This window comes from Metabacillus fastidiosus NBRC 101226, from assembly GCF_001591625.1.
Classification (GTDB): domain Bacteria; phylum Bacillota; class Bacilli; order Bacillales; family Bacillaceae; genus Metabacillus; species Metabacillus fastidiosus.
On the sequence record NZ_BCVG01000061.1, the window covers coordinates 1 to 25,668 of the forward strand.

The following is a 25,668-nucleotide window of genomic DNA, read 5'->3' on the forward strand; positions in this document are numbered from 1 at the left end:
AGTTCTAGCAATTCGAGGAAGTGAAGTGGAACATCCAACTGCCCGTAAAGGCCTGATTGGTTCAACTAACTATCAGTGGGGATGAGGAAAACCCTCACTGATAGAGTTTCACGTTATGAAGCCAGTTCCTCTTCATCAGGACGTATGTGAACGATTATATATGCAATTACAATACAAATAAAGCCGACGATCCAGCCGATCAATGTACTATAATAATAGAATTCAATTAATGACATCGCAATTAAAGGCGATAAAAAAGCAACGATACATAAAATCGCTACAATTTGGCGGCTAATCCAATTTAACAAAGAACAACAACTCCTTAAGAAGCGAACACAAATATATGTATAATTTCTATTATACTTGAGAAAGTGTAAATGTGATATGAAGGCAGTGTAAAAATAATGTATATTTATGATATAGACATATAACTTGAAATTCTAACATGTAATACTTGAAAAATTTAGTACAGTGTATAATTTTATAGGATAAGCAGGAATGAGAACAGGAATTTTATTTAATTAATCAATATGAGAAATATCTTTTTGGATTATATGGAATAAAGTACAATTTAAGAAAGTTGGACAGTGATTATTCTTTTAAGAAACAACCAAGAAAGTGAGGGTGGCCGGATGAATATAGATTCTATTTGGAATAATAGATTTCAGCAGTTTTATTTGAAAATGGTGAGGTATTTTTCTGTTATAGGAATGAGTGTTTTCTATTCTATCCTGCTTGTCGGTGCTGTTTTTATTTACTGGTATTTAAAGCTGCTTCCAATAATTCCTTCTTCATTTTATATGGATATATTTTTATCTTTTTTTATGTCATTACTTTTTTTACAGACGAGAGTACGAACATTTGCAAAAAAGGCGGATCTTGTTTTTCTGCGTCCAATGGAGGGAAAACTAGAGTCTTATTTTAAGAAATCCATGGTATACAGCGGGTTGTTAGACGCAGTGAAGTGGGGCATTGTTATTATCATTATTAACCCGCTTTTGAAAATCTCCTTTTATATCCCATTTCTTTTTCTATTTTTATGTCTGATTGTATTAAATATTCGTTTAACATGGGTAATGCAATGGCTGCACGGTACATATGAGAAATTACTGCATCAGCTTATTAGAATTCTCTCATTTAGTGTCATTCTTTTTCTATTTTTAATGGACTGTTATTTCTTTTCTTTTCTTATACTATTCATTCAGTTTCTCCTATTTCCTTTTATATTTGGAAAAAGACAAAGAGGAATAAATTGGAGTTATTTAATTGAGGAAGAAGAAAAAGCGTTAGCGGCTATATATAAATTTATTCAGCTTTATATAGATGTTCCTCATTTAAAGCGCTCATTTAAACGGAGAACAGTTCTTTCTTGGATAATAAAGAGAGTAATAAAGCACAGGCAGTCTTCTACTTTTAATTATTTATTTCTTCATTTATTCACTAGGTATAATGAGTTCTACTATCTATATATAAGATTGACGTTAATAGGCTGTACGATTATTTATTTTTCCCCTTTACACAGCTGGGCTGTCATTTTGTTTACTTTATTTATAACCGGATATCAGCTATTACCTTTACAACTGTGTATCAATGATATTATTCAGCTATATCCAGTTTCTTTTGAAGAGAGAAAAAAGTCTTTTTTGAAAATAGTAAAATTTCTTTTATTTGTACAGCTTTTTCTACTAAACTTAGTTAATTTTATTCAGACAGATTTTATCGAGGCGAGTTTGTTTATTGTCCTGGAAATTATATTTATTTATGTATTGTTTCATTTCTTTTTGGCAAAGAAGGTTCAATAAGTTAGTAGAAATTATAATGAATAAACGACTAAAAAGACAGAAAATTAAGAGAGAAAAAAGTACCGTGTCGAAAAGAAATTTGGTAAGATAGTATGGTTCATAAAGAGAATGGAGAGGGAAAAATGAATAAAAATAGGAAATTACTCACGGTATTGACGATGTTAATCGTAATGATGCTATTAGTTCCAGTGACTGCCCTGGCAAACGGGACGAGCAAGCAAAATGTTATTCAATATGTTTCGCTTGGAGACTCATTGGCAGCAGGTCAAACACCGTATAAAGATCCAAACGGTATGCCGCAATATGATCAGGGCTATGTCGATACGATAGCTGGACTTATGACGAGTCACAATTATGAAGTAACAATTACTAAGAAGGGAAAATCAGGATTAGTATCAGATGAATTAAAGGCGATGGTTATTGATCCTAATTTCCAAGAAACAGTTATTAAAGATGCGGATATTATTACAATTACAATCGGTGCAAATGATATTCTTAGAGCACTTGATATTAGTACTTTTCAATTAAAAGAAGGTGCAAATCCTACAATTATTTTAGGTAATTTACATACGAACTTAAATACTATCCTTGATGAAATTAAAAAAGAGAATAGTGATGTAAAAGTATATGTTATGGGTTATTACAATCCATTTGCACAGGCTATATCTCAACTGCCGACAGATAAGCAGCAAATGCTTCTTTCATTACTGCAAAATTTAAATCAAAGTATACAAGGTTCTGTCGCTTTACATGCTGGAGCGGGACAAAATGTAACATTCGTTCCAACTTCTGATGTAATTAATGCTAATCCTTTTAGCTTTGTGCCTAATCCGGCAGATATTCATTTAAGCGTAGACGGCTATCAAGCAGTTGGTAAGGAATTTTGGAAAGTGATGAACTTACCGAAATTCGAATCAGATTCAATTAAAATCCCGAATATTGAATTACCGGCGAATCATAATAATCCGATTGCCCGTCTGTATGCCCGTCAAGAGCTGGAATTATTGAAAAAAGATAGTGATGGACAATTCACTTTCTATAAAAGCTTGGAAAAAGGCGGATCTTATCACGTATATGGTACAGAAGGAATGTATTATAACGTAGGCGGTTCTTACTATGTTAAACATGATGAAAAACTTTTGAGTATTTATATCGGCAAAGTTTTAGTGAAAGAAAATACCCCGCTTTATGATAAAAATGGTCATGTTTCCCGTACATTAAAAAAGGGAGAAGCAATTAAAGTATATTCATATGATAATGAAAAATATGAAGTAGGCGGCGGCTATTATGTGAAAAATAATAGTAAGGTCACATATTTTACTGGTTATGTGAAGCTTAAAGAAGATGCTGTACTTTATAATGCGAATGGACAAAAGCATTCTGTATTGAAAAAAGGCAATCTATACTTTGTGAAACATATTGATGGAGAGAACATTGATCTGGGTGGCGGTTATACAGTTAAAGATGATAAATCAAAACTATCATTTATTAAAAATTAACTCCTCCTTCAATGAGCATCTGCAGTATTTTGTCTAATAGAAATAAATATAAGTAGAAAACGAGGGTTGATCAAATTATGATTGACCCTCTTTCTGTTTCTTTCCCTTTTATGATGAAAGGAATGTTATGATAGGAAAGGAAAATAAACGGAAGGTGATATAAAATGAAAGTAAAATGGATGCTTCTGCCCGTTGTACTTTTTTCATTATTGACAGGCTGTGCATTAAGTGAAGAAACGGCTAATAAAGATGTAACGAATGAAAATGCTGTAAGTGAAAGTAATTTTATTGATGCTGAGGTAACGAGAGTTGTCGATGGTGACACGATGAAAATTTTAGTCGATGGAAAAGAAGAAACAATTCGTCTTTTACTCGTTGATACACCTGAAACAGTCCATCCAAATAAAGAGGTTCAGCCATTTGGACCTGAGGCAAGCAAGTTTGCAAAAGGTATGCTGAACGGTAAAAAAGTACAGATTGAGCTTGATGTAAGTGAGCGTGATAAATATGGAAGATTGCTCGCTTATTTATATATTGATGGAAAAATGTTCAATGAACTTCTTCTTGAAAAAGGATTGGCAAGAGTAGCTTATATTTATGCTCCAAATACGAAGTATGTTGATCGATTTTATGAAATTCAAAAGAAGGCACAACGAAAAGAAGAAGGAATTTGGAGCATCGAAAACTATGTAACAGAGGATAAGGGTTATAATGAGCAAATTTCTGAAAAAGCTTCATCCGAACATGAAAAACAGAGTTGTACAATTAAAGGAAATATTAGCTCAACAGGTGAAAAAATATATCACACAGACTCATCTCCTTGGTATGAAAAGACGAAACCAGAAGAAATGTTCTGTACAGAGAAAGAAGCGGTAGCTGCTGGTTATCGTTCAGCGAAAAGATGAAAAAACACTCAAGATTGGGTGTTTTTTTTATATTTTGTACGGAAGGAAAGAATAATTGCACGAACTAAAAAACCGATTGAAATTCCGGGAATAAGTGCAATCATTGGTAAGAAAATAGGTCCAGGAAATATTTTGGAAATTTTCACAGTTGTAGAGAACATTACCCCGACCGTTACAAAGTATGCAGCGAATACGAATGGTAAAAAAGAAAGTTCGCTATATTTTCCACTTCCGAATTTATAGGCATCATACATTGCAAACATATAAATACAAGGATAAAACATGATCCATTGAAAGTTCAATGTATTAATTGCCCCGCTAATATCGCCGTTAAAACTTAACATAATAGCGGTATTAAAATTACTATAAACATTAATTAAGAGTTCCAGAATAATGAAAGTAATCCCTTTAATAATATGGCCGTTTAATAATTGACCGAAACCAGGAAAAGCGATACTCCAGAATAAAGCTTCTAATTTCGTTGTTTTCAATTTTATCCTCTTTCTACGGTTCCTAATAACTATTCAAGAAAGCTTTCCGTTTTTTGATAGTAATTTACAAATATGAAATATATTTTGCTTTCTTACCGTAAATAACGGGCGGTAAGGAAGGAAGTCTAAGCAGGAGCTTAGGCTTCCGATAAAGCTTGAAATTCAAGAAATCAATTATTGATAATCCTATCTTTAGTGAAAAATGTTGAAAACATACTTCGCTTTTTATAAAATTTTTACTGCCTTTAATATAAAGGAGGGAGTATTATAACTACAATAATATGTTAATTAAAGGCGTTAAATCGGTATTAACATCAAAAAATATTGGCTTATTATCATCAGTAAAGAGAATGATTTTATGGGGGAAATTTTCTTCTTTACTATAAACGATAATGACTTCATTTGTTATGTCATCATACCATTTATTTTTTATTTTTAATGGTTTCATAAGTGGTATACGGATTAAATATCCTTTGTCAGGTATGGGATTCACTTCAACAGCAATATTTTTGATAGAAGCAATTGTATCTTTTACTTTTTCCTCAATTTTGGGCGAACTTTTCTTTTCAGCGATTATTTGATTTGTTTCAATATCCATTATTTTGATAACAGATGTTTCAGAAGAAACACTAATGGGTAAAGAAAGAACTAGAACAAGGAATAAAAGAATTGTTTTTCTTTTCATTTCACAACACCTCTATTATAAATTACCCAACTTTCATGAAAAAAACTTTCATAAATATATCTATGTTTAACACATACTATCTATATACAACTGTTCTTTAGCTAGTTCATCGCAAAATAGGACTGATATGGAGGTTGTCATCATGTTTAAAGAGGCTTTTGGGGTTCTGCAAAAAGTAGGACGTGCGCTAATGCTTCCAGTTGCACTATTGCCTGCAGCAGGATTACTTTTAGCAATTGGAAATGCCCTTCAAAATGAAACATTGATAAACATTGCTCCATTTCTAACAAATGAATGGATTACATTAATTGCAAGTGTAATGGAACAGGCAGGATCTATTGTTTTCTCCAACTTAGCTGTTTTATTTGCAGTGGGAGTTGCCATTGGTTTAGCAAATGGTGATGGAGTTGCCGGTATTGCTGCTCTGATTGGTTATCTTATTATGAACGTGACGATGAGCGGGATTTTAAGGGGAGTCGGAATTCTTCCCGGAGATGCTATTGCGCTGGCAGATTTTTTAAAAGAAAATAGCGCTGCATATGGAAATGTGCTTGGAATCCCGACTTTGCAGACAGGGGTTTTCGGTGGAATTATAGTCGGTATACTAGCAGCGTGGATGTATAATAAATTTTACAAAATTGAATTGCCGCAATATCTAGGTTTCTTTGCTGGTAAAAGATTTGTTCCAATTGCTACTGCAGCATCTGCTTTACTGCTCGGGATCATTATGTATTTTGTGTGGCCCCCAATTCAAACAGGATTGAATGCGTTTTCAACGAATTTACTTGATGCAAATCGTACACTTGCCGCATTTATATTTGGGGTTATTGAACGCTCTTTAATTCCATTTGGACTGCATCATATTTTTTATTCACCATTCTGGTTTGAGTTTGGAAGTTATGTAAATGAATCGGGAAAACTGGTGCGTGGTGATCAGGCAATATTTTTTGAACAAATTAAAGATAATGTACAAAATTTAACGGCTGGAACATTTATGACTGGGAAATTTCCATTTATGATGTTCGGTCTGCCAGCAGCAGCACTTGCGATTTACCATGAGGCAAGGCCGGAAAATAAAAAAGTCGTTGCTGGTTTAATGGGTTCAGCTGCATTGACATCATTTCTGACTGGTATTACAGAGCCGCTTGAGTTCTCTTTCTTATTCGTTGCACCAGTACTATTCGGTATTCATGCTATTTTCGCCGGACTCTCATTTATGACGATGCATTTACTAGATGTTAAAATAGGGATGACATTCTCTGGCGGTTTGATCGATTTTCTCCTTTTTGGAGTATTAAATAAACAAACAAATTGGTGGCTTGTTATCCCAGTTGGATTAGTCTTTGCAGTTATTTATTATTTTGGCTTCCGATTTGCGATCAGGAAATTTAATTTGAAAACACCTGGCCGTGAGGATATTGCTGTTAAAACAGAGGATAATGCAAAACTAGAGGAAGCGGGCGGACTCCCTTATCAAGTATTAGAATCACTTGGAGGAGAGGAAAATATAAAGCATCTTGATGCATGTATTACCCGTTTACGTGTAACAGTAAATGATAGTAAAGCTGTGAACAAGGATCGGTTAAAACAGCTTGGTGCTTCTGGAGTACTGGAAGTAGGAAATAATATTCAAGCGATTTTCGGACCGAAATCTGATAATTTAAAAACACAAATTCAAGATGTAATGGCAGGAAGGGAGCCGAAAGTAACAAAAGCACAATCACAAGAAGTGGAAGTAAGTGAACAGGTAGAAGAAGTGGTAGCAGACGGACTACAAAATGAAGTAGTCACTGAAACATTTATTGCACCGCTTACAGGTGAATTAAAACCAATTTCAGAAGTGCCTGATCAAGTATTTTCAGGAAAAATGATGGGTGACGGTTTTGCCATTTTACCAACAGACGGAATAGTCGTTTCACCGGTGAACGGGAAAATAATAAATATATTTCCGACAAAACATGCGATTGGAATTGAATCAGATAATGGAGTAGAAATATTAATCCACTTTGGAATTGATACTGTTAATTTAAAAGGGGAAGGATTTAAAGCTTTCGTTACAAACGATGATATTGTAGAACAGGGACAAAAATTACTTGAAGTTGATATCGATTATGTAAAAGAGCATGTACCTTCTATTATAACACCAATCGTTTTTACAAACTTAAAAGAAGGGCAAGCTGTCCATATTAAAAAACAAGGTCATGTAACAGCCAAAGAAAGCGATATTATTTCACTTGATTCATAAAGTAAATCTTCAATCGGTGGACTTTTATGGGCAGTTTGAGCACCCGCTTATGGGACTCCTTACTTTTCATCGCCTTAAAGAGAGAGTCTTACGGGATAAAACAGTATTTTAAAGGAGCATGATTAATTATGGCAGAAAAAACATTTACAATAACAGCAGAATCAGGTATACATGCACGTCCAGCAACTGTTTTAGTACAAACGGCAAGTAAATTCGATGCAGATATAAACCTTGAGTATAATGGAAAAACAGTCAATTTAAAATCGATTATGGGTGTTATGTCTTTAGGGATTGGAAAAGGGGCCGAAATAAAAATAAGCGCATCAGGGTCTGGCGAAGAGGAAGCTGTCCAGGCACTGGCAGAAACAATTAAAAGTGAAGGGTTAGGAGAATAATGAGCCTAAAAGGAATTGCAGCTTCAGCGGGAATTGCGATTGCTAAAGCATACCGCCTGCAAGAACCACCATTAAATATAGAGAAAAAAGAAGTTTCAGACAAAAAGACGGAGATAGAGCGGTTTAAAGCAGCTATTGCCAAAGCAAAAGCTGAATTAGAAAAAATAAAAGAACATGCACATACTGCGCTTGGAGCCGATAAAGCGGCAATCTTTTCTGCTCACATTCTCGTTTTAAGTGATCCTGAACTATTAGATAATGTAAAAAATAAAATAGAAAATGAAGGTATTAATGCTGAAGCAGCAATGAAAGAAACATCGGAAATGTTCGTTACGATGTTTGAATCAATGGATAATGAGTATATGAAGGAACGCGCTGCAGATATTCGTGATGTGACAAAACGTGTACTTGCACATTTACTCGGTATAAGTTTACCAAACCCAAGCTTAATATCTGAGGAAGTCATTATTATTGCTGAAGACTTAACACCATCGGATACAGCACAGTTAAACCGCCAATATGTAAAAGGATTTACGACAAATATAGGCGGACGAACATCCCATTCGGCTATTATGGCTCGCTCGCTTGAAATTCCAGCTGTCGTCGGTACAAAACAGGCGACAGAAAAAATAGAAAATGATGTTATTGTTATCATTGATGGACTTGATGGAGAAGTCATTATTAATCCTTCAGCTAATGTCATTGCTGATTATGAAGAGAAAAAGAGAAACTATGAAAAACAAAAAGCAGAGTGGGCAAAACTTATTGCTGAACCGACAGTAACGAGTGACGGTAAACACGTGGAACTTGCCGCAAATATTGGTACACCGGAAGATATCGAATCTGTTTTGAAAAACGGTGCTGAAGGTGTTGGTTTATACAGGACAGAGTTTTTGTATATGGGAAGAGACAGTTTGCCGACAGAGGAAGAACAATTCACTGCTTATAAAACAGTATTAGAAAAAATGGAAGGAAAGCCTGTCGTCATCCGTACACTTGATATCGGTGGTGATAAAAAGCTTCCATACTTAAATTTACCTGAGGAAATGAACCCGTTCCTTGGTTTTCGTGCCATACGTTTATGTTTAGAAGAACAATCTATTTTCCGTACACAGCTTCGTGCATTATTAAGAGCGAGTACTTACGGAAATTTGAAAATTATGTTTCCAATGATTGCAACATTAAATGAATTTAAAGAAGCAAAAGCGATTCTTTTGGAGGAAAAAGAAACCCTTATCTCAGCAGATGTAAATGTATCAGACAACATTGAAATTGGGATTATGGTCGAAATTCCAGCGACAGCTGTACTTGCGGATCAATTCGCTAAAGAAGTGGATTTTTTCAGTATCGGTACCAACGATCTCATCCAGTATACGATGGCAGCAGATAGAATGAATGAACGTGTTTCTTATTTATATCAGCCGTATAATCCAGCTATCCTCCGCCTCGTTTCGCTTGTCATTGAAGCGGCACATAAAGAAGGGAAATGGGCCGGAATGTGTGGAGAAATGGCAGGAGATGAAACAGCGATCCCAATCTTACTTGGTCTTGGCCTCGATGAATTTTCTATGAGTGCTACGTCTGTATTGAGGGCCCGTTCACAGATGAAGCAATTATCAAAGGCGCAGGCAGCACAGTATAAAGAGAAAATTTTATCTATGAGTACGACAGAGGAAGTTGTGCAGTTTGTAAAAGGAAATTTTCATACAACGTAAAATAGACTAGCACCGGCTAGTCTATTTTACTGGGTCGGAAATATATGAGTGAAATCAAGAATTACCGCTTGTGCTATGTTTAAACGGATTCCGCCATTCCATTAGAACGCCGTAATGCCTTGATTCTTCGTCATCTAAATAATTTTCTACAGCTGTAAGAGGGGTCCGTCCGCATCTGAGCAAAAATGTCATCACAGGGTCCCTCAGTTCTCCACTTAGCACAGCTTCTATATATTCTTCCACAGACATATGTTCAGGCTGCTTATGGAATCCTGGGATTCTTCCGCCGCCGAGTAAACGGTCTAAATTTAAATGAACGACTGTTTCGTACATTGATTGCATAAGCCATTTACCGATACCGAGTTTCCTGTATGCAGGCGATACGCATATATCAACAACATATAATGTATTCCCATCTTTTTTATGGTTGTGAATATAACCATTATCTGTTATTGATTCCCATGTATGTTCAGGCTTCTCTTCAGTGAAATCGACGATTAAGCTCGTCATAGAGCCGATGATTTTTCCACCGAGTTCTGCACATAATGCACCTTCCTGAAAAAAAGAAATATGGTTTTCTAGCTGGGTCTCGTTCCACCACAGTTCAGATGGAAATGGAGGTGGAAAGCTCTCCTTTTGAATAGCAATAAGCTGGCCAATATCATCTTTGCCATAATTCCTAATTACTATTTTAGCAGGTATGTCCTCATCAAAAACATAAAACTGTTTATGTAACATCGTCATTCCTCCTTTACTTAATAATAGGATGTGAAACAGGTCTTTACAATGAAGACATGCTAAAATAAAGAAAAGGAGTGATAAAATGGATCTACAATTAAAGGGAAAAACAGCTCTTGTCATTGCTTCAAGCCAAGGTCTTGGAAAGGCAATTGCTGAAAAACTCATCATTGAAGGTGCAAATGTTATGATTACAAGCCGAAATGAGGAAAAACTCCGCACTGTACAACAGGAATTATCGGAATTAAACGGAGGTTTTATTGCTTATAAAACTTGTGATGTAGCGAATAAAGAGCAAATTGCCGACCTTGTTAATGAAACAGTTGAAAAGTTCGGGACAATTGATCTCCTCGTGAACAATACGGGAGGTCCCGCACCCGGAAGCTTTGAAGAAACGACAGATGAAGAGTGGCAGGAAGCTTTTGAAGTAAGCCTTCTAAGCTATATAAGAGTTACACGCGAAGTATTGCCATATTTAAAAAAGAACGGCGGGAAAATTGTTAATATCGCCTCATCATCGGTGAAAGAGCCGATCCCCGGACTTATTTTATCTAACACATTTAGAACGGGTATTACAGGTTTAACGAAAACACTGGCAGCTGAATTCGCCGATTACGGCATTTTAGTAAACACTGTTGCTCCCGGCAGGATTGCGACAGACAGGGTTGCTTATTTAGATGAACAAAATGCTAAAAAGCAAGGGATTACAAAAGCAGCAGTAGAGAAAAAATTCCAAAAAATTATCCCTCTCGGCAGATACGGGGAGCCGGAAGAATTCGCAAATTATGTTGTGTTCCTGCTCTCTGGTGCAAACAGTTATGTAACAGGACAAACATTATTAGTTGACGGTGGACTTGTAAAATCAATCTAAAAAAAGCGGTCAAGAGGAGACCGCTTTTTTTAATATAAAATATCGATTCTTTTTTCTTTTTGCCATCTTATGACGATCATACTTATTATTACAAAGACTAATATAGTGTATGAAATGTGCAGAAAATAAGACGGAAGCGTAATCTCTGTCAGTCGCTCGATGAAGTATTTTAATACATAAGTAAATGTTACAAACATAATTGGCACTTGTATTCCTATAATCGTTAAATAATTAGGAACAATACTTGAGAGAAAGGCTGTAATGACTGTAAAAATAAGTCCTAATAAATAAGCAGCCGCGACAGTTAAAATGATATATTCGCCGAAAGTAAGATCAAACCATGAAGTGAATCCGTTATAAAAGGAGCTCACATTCATATCGAAAAATATATTTGTATCATTTGTTGAATATAAGGTGAAAAAGACGGTAAGTTGTACAGTTACTAATAAAAATGATGTAATTAAAGCTGCTGCTAGTTTCTTTTTAAATAGATTTCTTCCTATTTTTGAACTGTATTGTAAATAAACTAATTTATTCTGCCTGTCCTTTATGAAAAGGGGAGAGGTCATAATAGCAATACTAAGGATAATTAAAAAAACTGTATATTTTATAAGCTCATTATAATTATCAAAAATTAACGAAGAAAAATAACTACCATTGTTAGCAATTTCTTTAAGTCTATCTTTCGTATCTTTTGTAATAAAAAAATCCTCGCTGCCATAATTTTGATCATCTTTATAATTATAAGACTCTAACATATTATTTTGAGCTTGTATTTCCCAAAAAACATTCACACCTTCTTTATGGAAGATTTTATACCGCAGATTGTTCAATTTTTCATTTTCATCATCTCCTTGAACGAGCTCAGAATAAGTTGTGATTCCTAAATTAACAGCTTCCTCCTTCGATTGAAGGTATTTATTTGCTTCAAGGATTCTTTCATCATAAGACTTTTTGAATGCTTCATACTCACTCTCATCCATTGTCTTTCCAAAAGAATGTTTCATTTCATTGAGGATTCTATACGCATCATTTGCCGGTCTTCCATTAGGGAAATATTCAAAATTAAATTCTATAAATAAAAAGTAGAAAATATAATTGAAAATGAAAAGTAAAAGCAATAACTTTATATTTAATATTTTTCTTAACTCTAAAAATAACATTCTTAATGTTCTCCCTTAATAAATATTTTGTTTTCGGAATATTTTTATATTAAGAATACAAAGAATAAATAAAAGAACTGTCCAAATGACAACTATATTAATTTCATAATATTGTCCATAGAAGGGATTCCCGCCAATAAACCAAATGTTTGGATTCATAATAAGGCTAAACGGAGTCAACATACTTATAAAAATAAGATTACTATCCAGTGAAGCAATAGAAGGCAATAATAATCCACATCCGAAAATGATTCCAAAAATGAGAAAGGTGAAATAGCTATTTCTAATTAAAGTAGCAATTATAAATGTAATCGCTGAAAAGAATAACTGGCATATATAAACAAGAGCGATCAAAAAAAGTAAATATTCCGTAAAAGACATTCCCCACCAGGAAATATAGGGGATTGGTTTTTCAGAATTGAAATAACTGCTTATTGGAACATTCCATAATCCTGAATAATTATAGAAAGAAAAATAACTTATTAATGTTACCCCAATGATGACTGTTGTTATGGTGAAACTGGCAATTAACGAAGCAATCAATTTATCGAAGGCAAACTTTCTTCCTCTTTTCGTAGAATAGATATGTTCGTATGTTTTATTTTCAAATTCATATGTCTGGATAAAGCCAGTCATTAAAACGACTAAAATTAATATTTCAAAAATAATAAGGAGAAAGATATTTTTGAATAAGAAAGAATGCATTTTATATGCTTTTCCGTAAAAGAACAATGTTTTATGCTCTCCATTTTTAATTATCTGTTCTAATCTGTCACTAAGTTTAGTGAATTCTTTTTTTACAGTGCTGGCAGCTGCTCCAGAAAGTTGAAACTTGTTAATTTGACCTTCTGCTTCATCCATTAAATTCAAACTTTTGTAAATCCTGTCAATATCATGGCTGACAAAGTAGTAATTTTCAATTATAAGAACATCATGAAAAAATGTAAGCTCTTCTTTTGAATAATGCTCTTTATCTATCATCTTGTTCTTGTTAAAAAACTCGGCAGCACTTTCATACGTTCCTGCTGTTATTTTATTTAATTTTTTTAATTGGTCATCGTAAAATAGTTTAAATTCACTCATCGTTGCTTCGTTTAATTCATAACCAAATTGATCAACGCTTTCTGTCAGTATGCCTAGTTCTTCTTTTACATAGCTATAGCTGTAAATGATGAATAAATTAAAGGCAATAAATATTCCGATTAAGGAAAGAATGACTGGAGATATGAGTGCTTTTTTTAGTTCATGCAATATAATCATTTGCCTTACACCTGTTCTGACGTTTCATCTTTGTAAATATAGAGAAAAACATCTTCTAAATTTGGTTTTACAGCTTGCCAGGAAAGAGTGGGACTATTTTCACTTATAAATCTAATTTTTAATTTTCCATCCTCCTGTTTTTCCGATAGAGAAAAATATTTTTTTCTAAATTCCTCTGCATATTCATAATTGATTTCTGTTTCATAGACGAGCCCGGAAATAACGTTGCAAATATTTTCAATATTGTCTTTGTAAAGAACTTCTTTATCTTTAATCATAATGATTTCATTGGCGATTGATTCCACATCTGAGACGATATGGGTAGAAAGGATGACGATTCTGTTCCTTGCAAGTTCTGTTAATAGATTTCTAAATCGAACTCTTTCTTTCGGGTCCAAGCCCGCTGTCGGCTCATCTAATATAAGAATTTTTGGATCATTTAACATTGCCTGGGCAATACCGACACGCTGGAGCATCCCACCAGAAAATTTCTTCATCTTTTTTGTTGAGACATCATCAAGTGCCACAAGTGTTAAAAGCTTCTTTATTCTTTCCTTTGTAATTTTCTTATCCATCCCTTTTAATGCAGCAATATAAGTTAAATATTTTTGAGGACTGTAATTTTTGTAATAGCCGAATTGCTGGGGCAGATAGCCTAATAAATCGCGGTATTTTTCATTTAAAGAAGTAATTTCATTTCCGTTATAAAGGATTTCTCCATTGGTAGGAAAAAGGAGTGTTGTGAGCATTTTAATCAATGTCGTTTTTCCTGCTCCATTCGGAGCTAACAGCCCATATACACCATTGGTGAATTCAAGATTAATATTTCTTAATGCTTCAAATTTGCCGAAATTTTTACTGACATTTTGTACGATTAACATAGTAAACGACTCCTTTTAGATGTCATTAATTTTTTAATGTTTTTCAGATAAAATCCGATGCTTGTAAAAATGACTATAATATATACATAGATCGGTATATTACTAAGAAAAGATTGATAAAATTCATTGCTGTAAATGAATAAAATCAAATTACCGGCAACCCACAAAATAGAAAATAAATAATGAAACAGTTTTGATTGGATTCCCATCATGAAATATAAAAATAATGCTGAAAATAAAAATAGGGATGAAGATGAGATAGCAAATGCTAAGAGAAAATGAATTTGTGTATAGACAGCAGTGATCACAGAAAGAAACAGCGTATTTACTGCTAAACAAATAATGCTGAAAATGAGCATTTTAAAAGCCGCGAGCTGATGGAAAGTATATTTACAAGTCATCTCAATATCCAGCATATTGTTTTGTTTGCTCTTTATAAAAGAAAGGAAATTAATGATTAAAAACAATAGTGGTGAACTAATAAAAATCAATGTATATACACTCCCAGTTTCGTTATTTAACAGCTCTTTTATGTTTAAAGCTGTAAATAAAAAGATGAAAACAGCTGAGAATAAGATGTAGATAATTTCTGTGAAATCATAAAATATATATTTAAAACCAATGTTCTTGTGCATTGTTTTCAAATGAGAATAAAAAGAATGCTGTACCGGCAGTCCAGCTGAAATGATAGAATGGATCTGTTCTTTTATTATTTTTTCATCAGGATAGCTTATTTGAAATTTTTCTTTATTCATCGCTTATCTCCTCGAATTGCTTTTTTATTTTTCTAATCATGGAATAATACTTTGTTTTTACAGTCGATTCTGGTATTCCTAATACGGCAGAGATTTCCGAAAATGTGTATTCAGCGAAAAATTTTAACCTGAAAATTTGCTGTGTATGAACTTCCAGGTGATTGACAATTGCAGTGATTTTCGCTACATCTTCCTTGTACTCCAGCTGAATTGTAAAATCATCTGCCAGAATAACATCACCTTCTTCAATTGGAGTAAGGAAATGGTTCACTTTATAATGTCTGGAACGAAAATAATCGACGATTTTATTCGTTGCAAGCTTGTAAAGCCATGTTCTAAATGACGCTTTTCTCTCATCAAAGGACTGAATTGCTTGAAGAACATGAATGAAAATATCCTGTGTTAAATCTAATGCCAGCTCTTTATTCATCGTTTGTTTATACATATAAGCATATATTTCATGATAATATTTAGAGATGAGACTATTTGCTGCCGATTGATTCGCTTTCCGCTGTATTTGTTTAATCAATTTTAATTCTGTTGCCATATAAACACTCATTTCTTCTTAGCTAATAAATCCATTCTAGTCATATATTCGGAATTAGAAGATAAATAGTTTTCTTTTTTTAAAGATTTTACAAATTAAATAATTTCTGTAACAGATTTCTGCTTTTTTCGTCAGATAATATGGAGTGTTTTTCTCGCTTTTAAAGTATACTAACTGTATAAGAAAAAAAATTCATACTTAGATAGAGATAAATGGGAAAGGAGATTGAATTTTGACAGAACAAGGTGCAAGTACTTCAGAACAAAGGAAGCTGAAAAAAGCACGTCATCTTCGGATTAATGTGTTCTTTTTTATTGTGTTCGTCTTTTTTGTAGCTCTCGTTTTAAGACTTGGGGTCGTTCAGATTGTATATGGTCAGGATTATAAAAGGGAAGTGGAGAAGACAGAGGATGTCATTGTTAGCACTCCTGTGCCGAGAGGGAAAATATATGACCGAAATGGACAAGTAATCGTCGATAATGTAGCGATGAATGCGATCACATATACGAGATTCCAAAAAACATCTCCAAAGGAAATGATTGCCACAGCAAAACTGCTTGCAGGGATGATTGAACTTGATGAAAAAGAAGCAGTAGTGAAAGATCGTGATTTAAAAGATTATTGGATTGCAACAAGAACAGAAAAAGCTGCCAAGAAAATTAAGAAAGAAGAATTAGCTGATAAGAAGTTAGAAGATAAAGACCGCTATAAACTTCAAATTGATCGAATTACAGAAAAAGATCTAAAAGAAATTACAGATGAAGAAATGAAAGTAGCGGCTATTTTTAGAAATATGAACAGCGGGTATGCACTTACACCACAAGTTGTAAAGAAAAATGCGACACAGGATGAGTATTCGAGGGTAAGTGAGCATCTGGCTGTTTTACCGAATGTAGATATTACGACAGAATGGGACCGTGCGTATCCTCATGAAGGTATTTTCCGATCGGTGCTTGGAAATGTAACAAAATCAGACGAGGGATTGCCACATGAAAATTTAGATCATTTTCTATCACGAGGCTACCAGAGGAATGATCGTGTCGGAAAAAGTCAGCTGGAGTTTTATTATGAAGATGTATTACATGGACAGAAGGCAAAAATCAAAAATAAAACAGATAAAGGCGGAGCCCTTTTATCAACAGAAGTTATTTCTGAAGGAGAAAGAGGAAAAGATTTAGTTTTATCGATTGATCTTGACTTACAGGCACAAGTGGAAAAGACCCTTGAGGAACAGCTTCGCCGGGCAAAAGGAGGAAATCGCTATTTAGACCGTGCTTTTGTCGTAATGATGGAACCTAGTACCGGTGAAGTTCTTTCAATGGCAGGAAAACAGCTCGTTCGTGAAGATGGAAAATTGGTGTTTAGGGATTTTGCTCTAGGAAATATTAATACTCAGTATGAGATGGGCTCAACTGTAAAAGGGGCAACTATTTTAGCAGGATTAAAAGCTGGGGCTATTTCCAGAGGTACAGTATTTTATGACAGTCCTTTAAAATTAAGCGGAACAAAACCAAAAGGATCGTATAAAGCATTAGGAAATGTAAGCATTCAAACAGCTTTACAAAAATCATCGAATATATATATGTTTAAAACAGTTATTCGTATGCTCGGTCGTGAGTATTATTCAGGAATGTCACTGCCAAGGAAACCTGAAGTTATGCAGGAGTTTAGAAATTCATTTAGTGAATTAGGTTTAGGTGTAGAAACTGGTATTGATCTTCCGAATGAAACGAAAGGACAACAGGGGAATTATGATAAAGCCGGATTATTCCTGGATCTTGCAATCGGCCAGTATGACAGTTATACACCGATGCAATTAGCACAGTATACATCAACAGTTGCAAATGGCGGTTATAGAATGAAACCGCAATTAGTAAAAGAAATTCATGATCCTTCAAATGATGAAGAAACTGGTATTGTATTGAAGCCGTTTAAGCCAGAAGTGTTAAATAAAGTTTCTATGGATAAGGCAGATATAAAGGCCGTACAAGAAGGATTTAGATATGTTTATCAAGTAGCTGGCGGTACAGCTTTTAAATATTTTGGAGGAGACAGTAGATATCGTGGTTATCAGGCAGCTGGGAAAACGGGAACAGCTCAATCATTTTATAAAAATGAAACTATGAGCAGCTCGGCTAGAACATATAATTTAACGCTTGTTGGATATGCCCCATATGATAAACCTGAAGTTGCGTATGCAATTGTTGTGCCATATTTAAGCAGTGATACTGATCCAGTAAATAAATATATCGGACAAGATATTTTAAAAGCTTATTTCGATCTTAAAAAACAAAGAGAATCAGGTCAAACAGACAGCAATGATAAAGAAGAAAAAGAACAGACAGAAGAAACAGCAGAATAATCAAATTCTGCTGTTTTCTATACCTGTATAATTCACTCTGAAACTTGACATTATAAGAAAGAATCTAATGAAAAGGGAGTGAAGGTATGGCAAAGCGTACGAAGAAAAATGATCCAGAGCAAAAAAATAAAAAAGGCTTTGACTCAAGTGCAGTAGACACAGAATTTGGAAAAGAATTTGGAAGTGCTGATGCAAACCGTGCAAAGAAAGAGAAAGCAAAGAAGGAAAAGGCACCGAAAAATGATGGGAAATACGAGGGTGGACTATAAAACTAAAAAATAAAAAGAGCTATTTTCAAAAGAAATAATCATCCCTATTTTATCAATATATAGATTCAAGATAGATTACTTTATTCTATATATTGGTTTTTTTAGGGAAGATATACTAATTTTGGTGTAGCTCTTTCTTTTTGTTTTTAACATATATTGAAATTTTTTGAATATTAATAGTTGAATCTTCTCGTATAATCGGTCTATGATAAAGATAGTTTTCGAGATTATGTTCCTTTAGGAAGGGGATATTCTTTTGAAAAAATCTGTTATAATAGATAAAAAGGATTATGTAGGTTTAAAGCTAACTGACTTAGTTGCTAACTCTTCTTACAAAGAGATTATATTTTCCTTCATGCTGATTAAATAAAGGGGGAAAGCTATGGTGCAGAAAATAATGAATGAAAATAATATTAAAGAAGATATAGATATGTATGCAGTATTAAGTTCAAATGGCAGATTTCAATATATTTCATCAAGTGCAATTGACTATATTGGTTATACAAATGACGAGTTGGTTGGTAAGCCGTTGAAAGAATATGTACATAAAGAAGATAATTTCTTACTTGAGAGCTTCTTCTTTAATGCACATCATTTATATCCATGTTCTTTCCGTTTTATTAGTAAGTCTGGTGATTATATATGGTTTGAAACAACAGTTGATTTTATAAAGAGTAAACTGTCAAATACAAAAGATTATGAAGTTATTCTTAATATGAAGCTTTGTCAAAACAATAATGAAATAATAGAAGAGTATAACCAACACTCTGAAACTATTCCGCAGGAAGATCAATGGGATTTAGCGATAGATCATTTTATCGAGAGTTTACCATGCCCAACATTTATTATGGCAGACGGGAAAATCCGCAGTGCCAATAAGTCTTTTCAAAAGCTATTAGGTGCTAATAATAAAGAACAATTAATTGATAGCGATATACTTACATACATAGACAAAGATTATCATAGTATTGTGAAAAATAGAATTGTCAGGCTGAAGGCAGGATTACAAGTCGGTTTAATCGAACAATCGTGGAAAAGAATGGATGGAAGCCCAATTGATGTTGAGATTAAGGAAGCACCAATTACGTACGATGGAGAAAAAGCGTCCATAGCAATATTATTAGATATTTCTTCACGTAAACGTTTTCAACAGATTTTGCAAAAGAGTCGTGAACGCTATCAGCTCCTTATTCAAAATTCAATTGATACGATTGCCGTTATTCATCAGGGCAATTGGGTATTTATGAATGAATCTGGTGTGAAATTGTTTGCGGCAGATGATTACCCAAATATGTTAGGTAAATCGATTTATGAATATCTGCATGAATGTGATCATGAGCATACAACAGAGACATTAAAACGAATCTTAGACGGGACATCTGAAGTAGAGGTAACGAAGCAGTCATGGATAACAGCTAAGAAGAACACAGTATATACTGAAATGGTCTGCATTCCTACGACATATTTTGGTGAACAGGCGGTGCAAGTGATTCTGAGAGATTTATCCGATCGTAAACATGCGGAACAGTTATTAATCCGCTCGGAAAAACTATCTGTTGCTGGACAGCTTGCAGCTGGAATTGCCCATGAAATTCGTAATCCATTAACAGCAATTAAAGGATTTTTACAGCTAATGCAGCCGGAAAAAATGAATGTTGATCAATATTTTAATATTATTTTTTCCGAATTAAATCGAATTGAACTTATTTTAAGTGAGTTACTAATGCTTGCAAAGCCGCAGGAAATCAGCTATAGAACATCAAATATAGTGGCACTTGTGAAAGATGTTGCGACATTAATTGAAACAGAAGCAAATTTAAGCAATGTCATGATTGAACAAAACTATGAAGAATCAGCTCTTTTAGTTAATTGTGATGAAAATCAATTAAAACAAGTGTTTATTAATTTATTGAAAAATGCTATTGATGCAATGCCTAAAGGTGGTACAGTGACACTTTCTGCTAGAGTGGTACAGCAAATGATAGAAATTACTGTACAAGATGAAGGGGAAGGAATGGAAGCGGAAGTATTAAACCGGATTGGTGAACCTTTCTTAACAACAAAAGAAAAGGGTACTGGTCTAGGTCTAATGATTACGTATAAAATCATTGATAACCATAGAGGCAGCGTGAAAATTGAAAGTGAAGTTGGTAAGGGTACGAAATTTATCGTTAGCCTGCCAGTTGAATAAATGAAATAAAAATTAACCATTTTGATTTTTAACTGGGAATGAGAATTTTTTCTTCTTAAATTATGATATACCACCCATAAAACTATGGTGTCATTCGTACTATATAGTATAAATAAGACGATAATTACGAGGTGGAAAATGAAAATTGATGAAACTTATTTAACGGATGAGGAAAAGCTTATCGTTCAAAAGTTAAAAAATGAAATGTATTCTGCATTAACAGTTGATCATATAAGATTTTATAAAAAAGAAATTGAACAAATTGTTAGCCAAGCTAAAAGAAGGCAGCAATTTATCGATAAATGTATTAAGAAAAGCATTGCTTTTTAAGAAAGTATAGAAATTCCTTTGAATTCGACATAAAACGGGTTAATTCTTCTTATTATTTATATCGGAGTTATTACTAATTTTTAAACATTAAATTTGGAAAAAATGAAATAAATAGAAAAGCCGAATCCATTTATTATGAATGGTTCGGCTTTTTTCGTTTTAACGGAGTCAGCATGATGTGTCAGCTGCAACTAAAGGAACGAATTCGATTTAAGTCAATGCCAAAATAGTCCCATCGGAATTGTCTTGGACGCCAGCGGTAACCTGCAACAGATGTTCTGCCAACAAATGTTGGATAAAACCAAAATCCTCTGCCATTATTTAAGCGGATAAAAGTAAAGCGGTATAAACATCTTCTAATTCCTCCCGGGTCAACAGCGAAAGCACTAACCTGTGTTTCGGGAGGAATCGTACTTGGTGGAGGTCCTTGTGGAGGTCCTCCTTGACCAAATCCTCCCTGTGGTATACCTCCTTGGCCAAATCCACCTTGTGGTCCTTCGAAAGGCGGTGGTCCGAAAGGCGGCTGCATTTGACCAGATCCAGGGAATTGACTTTGTCCTCCAAAGCTCGGAAATCCAGGCATTTGACGATCATATGAATACATGGGTGAAGCTCCTCTCCAAAATAAGTAAAAATATTGATTCATTCATCTATACAATATGCAGATATTACGTACTAGGTGAATATACATAATTATTAAGATTCTTTTCTCTATGTAAAAATTGAGTAAAGATGGAGGGGAAAGGAGATTGAAGATGGAAAAGTAATAATAGAGAAGCGAATAAAATATTGAGGTGATTAAAATGGCACAGCTGGGAAATGATCCACCAGCTCATAAAACAGAGCAAAGAAAAGCGCTGTATCTTTATTTTTCATTACCTATTTTATCTTGGGCACTTTATGACTTTGCAAATACAATTTTTTCTTCAAACATTATAACGATCTTCTTTCCTTTTTATTTACAAGAGGTAATAGGAGGAAGTGAAAGATTGAATCAAATCGCCAGCACATTTATTTCGTATGCGAATGCTCTTTCCAGCTTGTTTTTAGTTATATTTACACCATTATTCGGTGTTTTGATTGATCGGACGGGTAAGAAAAAGAAATATATTATACCACTGACATTAATTGCTGTTTTATGTACGGTTTTAATGGGGGTTTTTTCGGTTGCAGGCTTAGAACAGACAGTAAATGGCTTGCCCATTACTCTTTTTCTCGTTGTGCTCTTTTATGTAATTGCTAAGTTTTTTTATAATTCTAGTTTAGTTTTTTATGATGCAATGATTTCTGATTTAGGGACGAAGAAGGAGATTCCATTAATTTCTGGATTCGGAGTAGCTGTTGGCTATGTTGGTACAGTAGTTGGACTCACTGTCTATCTTTACGTTGGCAATGATGGTTTCCATGAAGCATTTATTCCGACTGCAATTCTTTATTTATTATTTTCATTGCCATTATTTTTTCTAATAAAAGAAAAGCCTACCGGACAAGAGGAGAAGAAGTCATTTTTTAGTGGATATAAAGAAATAATTGCTACATTTAAAGAAATGAAGGCATACCGTTCAACTTTTTTATTTCTAATTGTTTACTTTTTTATTAATGATGCTCTTGCAACTACAATAGCAATGATGGCTATTTATGCGAAAGCAATTGTTGGATTCACATCGGGACAATTTATTATTTTATATTTAGTCTCAACAGTTACTGCAATTATCGGTTCATTCATATTCGGTTATGTGACAAAGGCACTCGGTGCGAAAAAGGCAGTTGAAGTTGTAGGTTTTTTACTTCTTTTTGCATTAGCTATTGCGACATTTGCAATCAATGAAGCAATGTTCTGGTTTGCGGGAAGCTTATTCGGAGTGGCTTTAGGCGCAGTATGGGTAACGTCAAGAACATTAATCGTAGAGCTTACTCCTGAACATAAGCGAGGGCAGTTTTTTGGATTATTCGCTTTTTCTGGAAAGATATCGTCGATTATTGGGCCATTTATTTATGGAACGATCACACTTGTTCTTGCTGAATATGGAAACTTAGCAAGTAGATTTGCGCTTGGCTCATTAATGATTCTCGTTTTAATAGGTTTAATTGTTCATCAAAAGGTGAAAACGAGTGAAGTTTGAGATTGAGACAACCTATTCTTTCATATATATAAGTTAGACAACAGTAGGAAAGGTTGTGGGTGTTGTGGCACGTAAAGTATGGGGAGTTGATTCAACAAATACCGTCAATCGCGATCTATATGAATGTGTAAAAAACAACTTCGGATTGCCGAAGTTTTGGGGTAGATATTTAACAGAAAGACCGAATGCTTCCAGCGGTTTATCGAAATTTGAAATAAATTATATTCATAGTAAAGGAATGAAAGTATTACCTATATACAATGTAATAAGCGAGGCTGTTGGTTATGATGAAGGGAGAATAGCTGCGAGAAATGCGGTCTTTCATGCCCGTAGGCTCAATATTCCCCCAAATATTGTCTTATTCGCTAATATTGGTAAAATTTTTAACGTGGACGCTAATTGGATTAAGGCTTGGGTAGAAACGATTCTTCCTACAGGGTATCGTCCCGGCCTTTATCATGATCCGATAGAAGGGCAGTTTGCAGCTGCATATTGTGAGGCAGTGAAGCAAAATAATGAAGTAGCTTTACAATCAATTTTATGGAGTACACAACCGGAACCAGGGGTAACTTCTGAACGGAAAGCACCTCGATTTAATCCAGACATGCCAAAATGTAAAGGAAATGTATGGATCTGGCAATATGGTCGTGACGCAGTAAAATGTCCAATTGATACAAATTTGGCTGATGAAAGATTATTAGCATATTTATATTAAAAAGCTTGGAATTCCCGAGCTTTTTATTTTTCTATGCTTTAACATTTAATATATGGAAGCCGATATAAGAAGTAGATTAATCTTCGAGTAGAAAGGAAGAAAGAGAGATGGAACAACAAAAGGGTATTTTACTTGAAAGCGGAACGAACGAGCTTGAAATTGTTGAATTTGCTGTTGGAGGAAATAAGTTCGGTATTAACGTCATTAAAGTAAAGGAAATTATTCAGCCAGTACCTGTTACAAAAATTCCTCATTCCCATCATAATGTAGAAGGAATTATCGAAATACGTGGAGAAATACTGCCCGTTGTGAGTGTGGCAACAGTGCTTGGACTGCCAGAAAGTACAGATAAAACAGCGGATAAATTTATTATTACAGAATTTAACCAAACAAAAGTCGTGTTCCATGTCCATTCTGTTACACAAATTTATCGTATTTCCTGGAATGAAATTGAAAAACCATCTGGCATGTATCAAGGTTTTGAAAGCCAGATTACTGGTGTTATTAAATTGCACGGTGAAATGGTACTTTTACTTGATTTTGAGAAAATTGTGGTTGATATTAATCCGGGTTCAGGCATTAATGTTGACCAAGTAAAAAAATTAGGGAAACGGGAACGATCTGGGAAGAAACTCGTTTGTGCAGAAGATTCTCCACTATTACGAAAACTGTTAAATGATACGCTTGAAGAAGCTGGCTTTTTTAATGTTGAGTTTTTTGAAAATGGACAAGATGCATTAATCTATTTAGAGTCCCTTATTCAGGCAGGAAAGAAGATAGAAGATGAAGTTCAAATCGTCATCACAGATGTTGAAATGCCGCAAATGGATGGACATCATTTAACGAAGAGAATTAAAGAAGATGCCAATTTGAATAAACTGCCGGTTATTATTTTCTCTTCTCTCATTACAGATGACCTTCGTCATAAAGGAATGAAAGTAGGAGCAACAGCACAGGTAAGTAAACCGGAAATAAGTGAGCTTGTTAAATTAATTGATAAGTATATTTTATAAAAAAAGCTATCGTTGGTTTAAATCAACGATAGCTTTTTTTAGCGATAGCTTTCACCAAGTTTTTTAAATACTGGCTTCTCATATGTACGAGCCCTTGGTTGTCCTTTTTTAACTTCCGTTTCATCTGTTATTCCTGTATAAGATTGCAGCAGTTTTTTCGCAACTGACAGTGACATATGTGTTCGAGGATTACGATAATCCTGACTGAGAGAACCGAGATGCGGGAGCTGTTCAAAATCATCTTTTGCGGGAGGGATATGAAAATAATACTCTCCAGCAGAAATGAGAACATCGGATTGCTGCTTGCTATATTTTGGATTTTTAGAAAAATGAAGTCCTTCTTTTTTTGCTTTGCCTTCATTAATTAACTTCAAAAGTGCTTTCTTTTTTAAATGATACAGGAACTTTGGATTTGGTGCGGTTTTTGCATGGCGATTGACAATAAAAATCGCACGAGCGAGGTTTTTTGTAGTAGGCTTTAACTGGTGGGAGCAATTTTGATCGTCCATTATGACTCTCCTTTTCTTTACTTATTACATTTTACCATATCTGTATATAGATTATACTTTCCAGTTTATAAAATGCAACTAATTTTTCAAATATGCCTCTTAGAAAGGTCCTTTATTATACATATCGGTTAAGTATTTTAAATGTTTATAAAAAATAAAGAGGATGTCCTAAAAGGGTAAAAAGCAACCCTTTTAGGACATCCT

General features: G+C 34.2%; 25 protein-coding genes. 14 read left to right on the plus strand and 11 right to left on the minus strand.

The genetic code is table 11. The features are described 5' to 3' along the window. Positions 1-113: 113 nt before the first annotated feature. Positions 114-308: a hypothetical protein gene (locus BFA01S_RS14075; protein WP_066231705.1), complete on the minus strand. Its 195-nt coding sequence runs from the start codon at positions 306-308 to the stop codon at positions 114-116. A gap of 324 nt (positions 309-632) precedes the next feature. On the opposite strand from BFA01S_RS14075, the gene BFA01S_RS14080 reads away from it, so the two are divergent. The 3 genes from BFA01S_RS14080 (at position 633) to BFA01S_RS14090 (ending at position 4,206) form a co-directional block, all read left to right on the plus strand. Continuing rightward, positions 633-1,802: an ABC transporter permease gene (locus BFA01S_RS14080; protein ID WP_156483713.1), complete on the plus strand. Its 1,170-nt coding sequence runs from the start codon at positions 633-635 to the stop codon at positions 1,800-1,802. Positions 1,803-1,924: 122 nt separating this feature from the next. Next, positions 1,925-3,301, plus strand: coding sequence for a GDSL-type esterase/lipase family protein (locus BFA01S_RS14085; RefSeq protein ID WP_066231710.1), 1,377 nt, complete (start codon positions 1,925-1,927; stop codon positions 3,299-3,301). 164 nt (positions 3,302-3,465) lie between these two features. Next, entirely contained in the window at positions 3,466-4,206 is a 741-nt protein-coding gene (locus BFA01S_RS14090) for a thermonuclease family protein (protein ID WP_066231713.1), read from the plus strand. 8 nt (positions 4,207-4,214) lie between these two features. On the opposite strand, the gene BFA01S_RS14095 is transcribed toward BFA01S_RS14090, so the two are convergent. Both BFA01S_RS14095 and BFA01S_RS14100 read right to left on the minus strand, forming a co-directional pair. After that, on the minus strand, positions 4,215-4,697 hold the full coding sequence (locus BFA01S_RS14095) for a hypothetical protein (RefSeq protein WP_066231714.1): 483 nt from the start codon (positions 4,695-4,697) through the stop codon (positions 4,215-4,217). A gap of 271 nt (positions 4,698-4,968) precedes the next feature. After that, entirely contained in the window at positions 4,969-5,382 is a 414-nt protein-coding gene (locus BFA01S_RS14100; protein ID WP_066231718.1) for a hypothetical protein, read from the minus strand. 142 nt (positions 5,383-5,524) lie between these two features. Between BFA01S_RS14100 and ptsG the strand changes: the two genes are divergently transcribed. From ptsG to ptsP, 3 genes are all read left to right on the plus strand, one after another. Further along, positions 5,525-7,627, plus strand: a complete 2,103-nt coding sequence (gene ptsG, locus BFA01S_RS14105) for a glucose-specific PTS transporter subunit IIBC (protein WP_066231721.1) — start codon at positions 5,525-5,527, stop codon at positions 7,625-7,627. Positions 7,628-7,755: 128 nt separating this feature from the next. After that, on the plus strand, positions 7,756-8,022 hold the full coding sequence (locus tag BFA01S_RS14110) for a phosphocarrier protein HPr (protein WP_066231724.1): 267 nt from the start codon (positions 7,756-7,758) through the stop codon (positions 8,020-8,022). After that, entirely contained in the window at positions 8,019-9,737 is a 1,719-nt protein-coding gene (ptsP, locus tag BFA01S_RS14115) for a phosphoenolpyruvate--protein phosphotransferase (RefSeq protein WP_156483724.1), read from the plus strand. Before BFA01S_RS14110 ends, ptsP begins: the two co-directional genes overlap by 4 nt. 54 nt (positions 9,738-9,791) lie before the next feature. On the opposite strand, the gene BFA01S_RS14120 is transcribed toward ptsP, so the two are convergent. Beyond that, positions 9,792-10,475: a GNAT family N-acetyltransferase gene (locus BFA01S_RS14120; RefSeq protein WP_066231729.1), complete on the minus strand. Its 684-nt coding sequence runs from the start codon at positions 10,473-10,475 to the stop codon at positions 9,792-9,794. A gap of 85 nt (positions 10,476-10,560) precedes the next feature. Here BFA01S_RS14120 and BFA01S_RS14125 point away from each other — a divergent pair, with 85 nt between their 5' ends. Continuing rightward, positions 10,561-11,346 carry an SDR family oxidoreductase gene (locus tag BFA01S_RS14125; RefSeq protein WP_066231732.1) on the plus strand — a complete coding sequence of 262 codons (786 nt, stop codon included), beginning with the start codon at positions 10,561-10,563 and terminating at the stop codon, positions 11,344-11,346. Positions 11,347-11,375: 29 nt separating this feature from the next. Here BFA01S_RS14125 and BFA01S_RS14130 read toward each other — a convergent pair whose 3' ends face one another. Genes BFA01S_RS14130 through BFA01S_RS14150 form a run of 5 tightly spaced genes read right to left on the minus strand, consistent with a single transcriptional unit; the run spans position 11,376 to position 15,952 of the window. Beyond that, on the minus strand, positions 11,376-12,509 hold the full coding sequence (locus BFA01S_RS14130; protein WP_066231736.1) for a hypothetical protein: 1,134 nt from the start codon (positions 12,507-12,509) through the stop codon (positions 11,376-11,378). Between the two features lie 15 nt (positions 12,510-12,524). Then, on the minus strand, positions 12,525-13,769 hold the full coding sequence (locus BFA01S_RS14135; RefSeq protein WP_066231739.1) for an ABC transporter permease: 1,245 nt from the start codon (positions 13,767-13,769) through the stop codon (positions 12,525-12,527). A 5-nt stretch (positions 13,770-13,774) separates the two neighbouring features. After that, positions 13,775-14,650, minus strand: coding sequence for an ABC transporter ATP-binding protein (locus BFA01S_RS14140; RefSeq protein WP_066231742.1), 876 nt, complete (start codon positions 14,648-14,650; stop codon positions 13,775-13,777). Further along, on the minus strand, positions 14,644-15,405 hold the full coding sequence (locus BFA01S_RS14145) for a hypothetical protein (RefSeq protein ID WP_066231744.1): 762 nt from the start codon (positions 15,403-15,405) through the stop codon (positions 14,644-14,646). The genes BFA01S_RS14140 and BFA01S_RS14145 overlap by 7 nt, the downstream gene beginning before the upstream one ends. Next, positions 15,398-15,952 (minus strand): RNA polymerase sigma factor, encoded by a 555-nt coding sequence (locus BFA01S_RS14150; protein WP_066231747.1) that lies wholly within the window; start codon positions 15,950-15,952, stop codon positions 15,398-15,400. Before BFA01S_RS14150 ends, BFA01S_RS14145 begins: the two co-directional genes overlap by 8 nt. A gap of 232 nt (positions 15,953-16,184) precedes the next feature. Between BFA01S_RS14150 and BFA01S_RS14155 the strand changes: the two genes are divergently transcribed. The 4 genes from BFA01S_RS14155 to BFA01S_RS14170 all read left to right on the plus strand — a co-directional run bounded on the left by BFA01S_RS14155 (position 16,185) and on the right by BFA01S_RS14170 (position 21,104). Beyond that, positions 16,185-18,314, plus strand: a complete 2,130-nt coding sequence (locus BFA01S_RS14155) for a peptidoglycan D,D-transpeptidase FtsI family protein (RefSeq protein WP_066231750.1) — start codon at positions 16,185-16,187, stop codon at positions 18,312-18,314. 86 nt (positions 18,315-18,400) lie between these two features. Beyond that, positions 18,401-18,583: a hypothetical protein gene (locus tag BFA01S_RS14160; RefSeq protein WP_066231752.1), complete on the plus strand. Its 183-nt coding sequence runs from the start codon at positions 18,401-18,403 to the stop codon at positions 18,581-18,583. 382 nt (positions 18,584-18,965) lie between these two features. After that, on the plus strand, positions 18,966-20,774 hold the full coding sequence (locus tag BFA01S_RS14165; protein ID WP_066231755.1) for a PAS domain S-box protein: 1,809 nt from the start codon (positions 18,966-18,968) through the stop codon (positions 20,772-20,774). Between the two features lie 138 nt (positions 20,775-20,912). Next, positions 20,913-21,104: a hypothetical protein gene (locus tag BFA01S_RS14170; RefSeq protein WP_066231757.1), complete on the plus strand. Its 192-nt coding sequence runs from the start codon at positions 20,913-20,915 to the stop codon at positions 21,102-21,104. A gap of 181 nt (positions 21,105-21,285) precedes the next feature. Here BFA01S_RS14170 and BFA01S_RS21985 read toward each other — a convergent pair whose 3' ends face one another. Continuing rightward, on the minus strand, positions 21,286-21,708 hold the full coding sequence (locus tag BFA01S_RS21985) for a transporter (RefSeq protein WP_156483727.1): 423 nt from the start codon (positions 21,706-21,708) through the stop codon (positions 21,286-21,288). 199 nt (positions 21,709-21,907) lie between these two features. Here BFA01S_RS21985 and BFA01S_RS14180 point away from each other — a divergent pair, with 199 nt between their 5' ends. The 3 genes from BFA01S_RS14180 (at position 21,908) to BFA01S_RS14190 (ending at position 24,955) form a co-directional block, all read left to right on the plus strand. Further along, the gene (locus BFA01S_RS14180) at positions 21,908-23,227 is read left to right on the plus strand and encodes an MFS transporter (RefSeq protein ID WP_066231765.1); all 1,320 of its coding nucleotides are present in this window, start codon (positions 21,908-21,910) and stop codon (positions 23,225-23,227) included. 64 nt (positions 23,228-23,291) lie between these two features. After that, positions 23,292-23,942: a glycoside hydrolase domain-containing protein gene (locus BFA01S_RS14185; RefSeq protein ID WP_066231774.1), complete on the plus strand. Its 651-nt coding sequence runs from the start codon at positions 23,292-23,294 to the stop codon at positions 23,940-23,942. Positions 23,943-24,049: 107 nt separating this feature from the next. Then, on the plus strand, positions 24,050-24,955 hold the full coding sequence (locus tag BFA01S_RS14190; protein ID WP_066231768.1) for a chemotaxis protein: 906 nt from the start codon (positions 24,050-24,052) through the stop codon (positions 24,953-24,955). A gap of 38 nt (positions 24,956-24,993) precedes the next feature. Here the strand turns inward: BFA01S_RS14190 and BFA01S_RS14195 are convergent, their stop codons facing one another. Further along, entirely contained in the window at positions 24,994-25,464 is a 471-nt protein-coding gene (locus tag BFA01S_RS14195; RefSeq protein ID WP_066231771.1) for a YkyB family protein, read from the minus strand. Positions 25,465-25,668: the final 204 nt, after the last annotated feature.